Source organism: Streptomyces katrae (genome assembly GCF_000966975.1).
Taxonomy (GTDB): Bacteria; Actinomycetota; Actinomycetes; order Streptomycetales; family Streptomycetaceae; genus Streptomyces; species Streptomyces katrae.
In genome coordinates this window covers 1-5,048 of the sequence record NZ_JZWV01001256.1, presented here as the reverse complement: position 1 = coordinate 5,048, position 5,048 = coordinate 1, and the positions used below count along the sequence as shown (strand labels likewise).

At 74.4% G+C, this 5,048-nt stretch carries 3 protein-coding genes and 1 pseudogene; all 4 read left to right on the top strand.

Annotation, left to right across the window (positions count from 1 at the left end):
• Positions 1-236: 236 nt before the first annotated feature.
• Complete coding sequence (gene thpR, locus VR44_RS35835; RefSeq protein WP_045951834.1) at positions 237-821, top strand: RNA 2',3'-cyclic phosphodiesterase; 585 nt, start codon at positions 237-239, stop codon at positions 819-821.
• Between the two features lie 113 nt (positions 822-934).
• The gene (locus VR44_RS35830) at positions 935-1,912 is read left to right on the top strand and encodes a hypothetical protein (protein ID WP_245692785.1); all 978 of its coding nucleotides are present in this window, start codon (positions 935-937) and stop codon (positions 1,910-1,912) included.
• Positions 1,913-1,996: 84 nt separating this feature from the next.
• Positions 1,997-3,871 carry an HSP90 family protein gene (locus VR44_RS35825; protein ID WP_045951833.1) on the top strand — a complete coding sequence of 625 codons (1,875 nt, stop codon included), beginning with the start codon at positions 1,997-1,999 and terminating at the stop codon, positions 3,869-3,871.
• A pseudogene (locus VR44_RS35820) lies at positions 3,871-5,048 on the top strand (hypothetical protein); the annotation flags it as partial. The gene VR44_RS35825 and the pseudogene VR44_RS35820, both read left to right, overlap by 1 nt.

Sequence of the window (5,048 nt, the reverse complement as noted above, 5' to 3'; positions counted from 1 at the left end):
CGGCGCCCTGCGGTCGCGCCACCATCCGTCGGGCACGGAGCCGACGACGTTCGCGGCATCGACGATCAGCACCGGACGGGTGCTCATGACGCCTCCCGGCCGCGCCGGATCCGGCGGGGCGTGGTGTGCGGGGCTGACTCGGTCACGGGCAGTGATTCTGTCACGCCACCGTCACCGCCGCCTTCCCCCTGGCCGTCAGCTGGTTCTGACCGCCCCGACACGATACGAAGTCCCATGTGAAACATCAGACCCACAGTGCGACCGTCCGCGTGTTCATCGCCCTCGCCCCGCCCGACGACGCCAAGGAGGAGCTGGAGCGGGAGCTGCTGCCCGCCTACGAGGCCTACCCGCGCATGCGGTGGAACCGGATCGAGGACTGGCACATCACCCTCGCCTTCCTCGGCGAGCTCCCGGTCGCGACCGTGCCCCGCCTGCGCGGGCCCCTCTCCGGCCTCGCCGCGATACGCAGGCCCCTGCGGCTGGCGCTGCGCGGCGGGGGGCACTTCGACGAGCGGGTGCTGTGGACGGGGATCGACGGGGACCTCGAAGGGCTGCACCTGCTGGCCTCCGAGGTCCGCTCCCTCGTCAAGGAGTGCGGCATCCCCTACGAGGGCCGGCCGCTGCGCCCCCACCTGACGCTGGCCCGCGCCCGCCGCGGCGGCACCGCCGACGTGGTGGAGGCCGCCGGAGGCCTCACCTCGTTCTCCGGCCGCTCCTGGCCCACCGGGCGGCTGCACCTGGTCGGCAGCAACATCGGCCGCGGCCCGGGTCCCATCCACTACCGCGACATCGAGTCGTGGGCGTTCGGGGCCGGGAACTGAGCGCCCGGCCAGGAAACAGTTGTGCGAACCACGGACCCCCGTGATACTCACTACCTCCACGGGGGACGGATTCGGCGTCCCCGACGGGAATCGTGCACGGCAAGGGGTGGGTCATGGCGTTGCTCCGGGGGGCGGGGCTGTCGCTGAAGCGCTGGATGGGCAGATCGTCCGCGCCGCAGCTGCAGAAGGACTTCGGCGATCCCGCGGTGACGCGGATCCGCGAGGCCGCGGAGGCGGCGGACTGGGCCGGTGTCCGGGACGGGCTCACCGCCCACCCCGAGGCCGCCGACCGCTCCTGGCTGCTGTGGGCGGTCGGTGACACCGCCGGGGTCGAGCGGTGGATCCACGACGCCGTGGAGGCGGAGCCCGACCCGGCGCTGCCCCTGCTGGTCGCGGGGGCCCGCTACATCAGCTGGGGCTGGGAGGCCCGGACGGGGGCGCGGGCGGCGGACGTCTCGCGCGAGCAGTTCGAGGTGTTCCACGAGCGGCTGCGCCAGGCCGAGGAGTGGCTGTACCGGGCCGCGGAGCTGGAGCCCTCGTGGGTCTCCCCCTGGCACTTCCTCCAGGTCAGCGGGCGCGGCCTGCAGGTCGGGCCGGTCGTGGCGCGGCGCCGGTTCGAAGCGGTCGTGCGCCGGGCCCCGTTCCATCTGCGGGCCCACCAGCAGCAGTTGCAGCAGGTCTGCAAGAAGTGGGGCGGCTCGCACGAGGAGATGCACGCCTTCGCCCGCGGGGCGATGCTCGCGGCGCCGCAGGGCAGCCCGCTCGGGCAGCTCGTGGCGCTCGCGCACATCGAGCACTGGCTCTCCCTCGACGACGGGCCGGACGGGGAGTACATGCGCCGGCCGGAGACCGCCGCCTCGCTGCTGGAGGCCGCCGAGCGGTCCGTCCTGCACCCGGACGCCGAGCCCGGCAGCGGGCTGGTCCAGGTCTGCAACAGCTTCGCCCTGGCCTTCTCCCTGGCCGGCGCGAAGGAGCCGGCGCGCCGCTGCTTCGAGCTGACGCGGGACACCGTCACCGAGTTCCCGTGGAACTACGTCGACGCCGACCCGGTCGCGGCCTACAGCCGCCACCGTTCGTCCGTCGGCGCCTGACCGGCCGTCAGAACCCTCCTCCCCCTCGCACACCGCGCGGCTTCCGGGCCGGGGCGCGGTGTGCCCGTCGAAAGATCCTCCAAGGTGCCGCACTCCGAGTCCGCCCACACCTTCCAGGTCGACCTGCGCGGTCTGGTGGACCTGCTGTCCCACCACCTCTACTCCAGCCCGCGCGTCTACCTGCGCGAGCTCCTGCAGAACGCGGTGGACGCCATCACGGCCCGCCGCGCCGCCGATCCGTCCGCACCGGCCACCATCACCGTCCGCACCGGCGACGGGCTCACCATCACCGACAGCGGGATCGGCCTGACCGAGGCCGACGTGCACCGCTTCCTCGCCACCATCGGCCGCAGCTCCAAGCGGACCACGGACGGCGGCCTGGACGGTGCCGGCCTCGACGCGGCGCGCGGTGACTTCATCGGCCAGTTCGGCATCGGCCTGCTCGCCTGTTTCGTCGTCGCGGACGAGATCACGGTGGTGAGCCGGCACGCCGGCGACCCCGCCGCGCCCGCCGTCGAGTGGCGCGGGCACTCCGACGGCCGCTACACCATCCGTACCCTGCCCGTCGGCACGGCCGTGGAGCCGGGCACCACGGTCCGGCTCAGCCCGCGCGCCGACAACGCCGAGTGGACGGCCCCCGCCCGGGTCGTCGAGCTGGCCCGGCACTACGGCAGCCTGCTCCCGTACGAGGTCACGGTCACCGGGGCGGACGGCGGGAGCGTGCGGATCGACGCGGCGCCGCCGTGGGAGCGGGAGCACCGCTCGCCGCTCGCCCGCCGCGAGGCCCTGGCCGCGTACTGCCGCGAGGTCTTCGACTTCGTGCCGCTGGACACGATCGAGCTGGACCTGCCGGCGGCCGGGCTGCGGGGCGTCGCGTACGTCCTGCCGACCGCGCTCAGCCCGGCGCAGCGCGCGGGCCACCGCGTGCACCTGAAGGGGATGCTCCTCACCGACCGGGCGACGGAACTGCTGCCCGACTGGGCGTTCTTCGTGCGCTGCGTCATCGACACCTCCAGCCTGCGCCCGACGGCCTCCCGCGAGGCGCTGTACGAGGACGGCACCCTGTCGGCGGTCCGGGACGCGCTGGGCGTGCGGATCCGGGACTGGCTGACCGGGCTGGCGGCGAGCGATCCCGCGCTGCTGCACCGGTTCGTCGAGGTCCACCACCTCGCGGTGAAGGCGCTGGCCCGCTACGACGACGAGCTGCTGCGGATCGTGCTGCCCTGGCTGCCGTTCGAGACCACGGACGGCAACGTCACCCTGGAGGAGTTCGCCAGGACCCACGCCACCGTGCTCGTCACGCGCAGCGTGGAGGAGTTCCGGCAGGTCGCGCCGATCGCCGCCGCGGCGGGCCTCGGCGTCGTCAACGGCGGTTACACCTACGACCGGGACCTGGTGCACCGGCTGCCGGAGATCCGGCCGGGCACGGCCGTGACGGACCTGGACCCGGCCACGGTCACCGCGCACCTGGACGCCGTGGACCCGTCGGCGGAGATCCGGGCGGCGGCGTTCCTGGGCATCGCGCGGGAGGTGATCGCCGCCCAGGACTGCGACGTGGTGCTGCGCGACTTCCAGCCGGTGACGTCCCCGGCGCTGCTGCTGGACAACCGGGAGGCCCGCCACGAGCGGACCCGGTCCTCGCTGGCCGCCGACAGCGACGGCCTGTGGGCCGACATCCTGGGCTCGCTGCGCAGTGGGACGCCGCGCGCGCAGCTGGTCCTGAACCATCTCAATCCGCTGGTGCGCCAGGCCGTCACGATCGAGGAGCGCGGGCTCGCCGTCGCCGCCGCGGAGTCCCTGTACGGGCAGGCGCTGCTGCTCAGCCGCCGTCCGCTCAAGGCGAGCGAGAGCGCCCTGCTCAATCGGGCCTTCATCGGCCTGCTCACCCACGCCATGCACCCCGCGGGCGGGGGCGGCGACAGTGCCGCGCCCGGCTCGGGCTCCCGGAAGGACTCGTAATGCCGGACACGCTGGACACCCCGGAGGCCGTGTTCGAGGCGCTGCGTGAGAACCACGACCGCCCCCACGGTCTGCAGCGCACCGTCACCGCCGAGGAGCTGGTCGAGGCGGCGGAGCCGTTCGAGAAGCCGGAGGTGCTGGTCACGGCGCTGATGGAGCTGATGACGGCGTACGAGTTCACCGGCGAGCACCGCAAGGCGCCGGTGGTGTTCGCCCGGCTGCTGAAGCTGTGGGAGGACTCCCCTGGCGCGTTCAGCGAGTGGGAGGCGGACCAGGTCCTGTGGCGCTTCAAGTGGGTGACCACCTCCCTGCTCCAGGTGCCGGAGGTCCCGCTGGCCGTGATCGAGGCGTGGACCGGCCGGATGCGGGAGCGGTACGAGGCGGACGGGCACGGTGTGCAGCCGGTGGCGGCGATGCGCTACCACGTGGCCGCGCACACGGGCAGCGGGGTCGACGACGCCTACGACCTGTGGGCGACGCGGCCGAGGACCCGGCTGAGCGACTGCGAGGCCTGCGAGACCCGCGCCCACGCGCTGTACCGCGTGCGGTCGGGTGAGGACGCGGCGGCGCTGGAGCTGTGGGAGCCGGTGCTGGCCGGTACCTCCTCGTGCGCGGAGGAGCCGCAGTCGAGCCAGGCGCGGGCGCTGCTGCCGCTGGTGCGGCTCGGCCGGACCGACGAGGCGCGGGCGCACCATCTGACGGGCTACCGCGCGGTGCGCGGCAAGACGGGGATGCAGCAGGAGGTGGGGCTGCACCTGGAGTTCTGCGCGCTCACCCGCAACGAGGGCCGGGGGCTGGAGATCCTGGCCGAGAACCGGCCGCTGTTCGAGGCGTCCGGTGCCCCGCTGAACCGTCTGGGGTTCCTGACCGGTGTCGAGGTGCTGCTGGCCCGGCTCGTGGCGGACGGACACGCGGACACCCCGGTCGCCGGTCCGCCGGGCCGGAACTGGACGGCCGGTGAACTGCTGGCCACCGTACGGGCCGAGGCGGAGCAGCTGGCCGGCGCCTTCGACGCGCGCAACGGCACGACGGCGGCCGGCGACCGGCGCCGGACCCGGCTGGAGCGGGGGCCGCTGCTGGAGGCACCGCTGCCGCTGGGCCTGCGTACGGCCGCGGCGCGCACCGCCGCCGGTGCGGCCGCCGCCGCGCCTTCGGTGGCCGTCCCCGCTGCCGCGGC

Excerpts from the sequence above, each read along its gene's own strand:
- VR44_RS35830 (WP_245692785.1), top strand. The coding sequence starts at position 935 with ATGGCGTTGCTCCGGGGGGCGGGGCTGTCGCTGAAGCGCTGGATGGGC.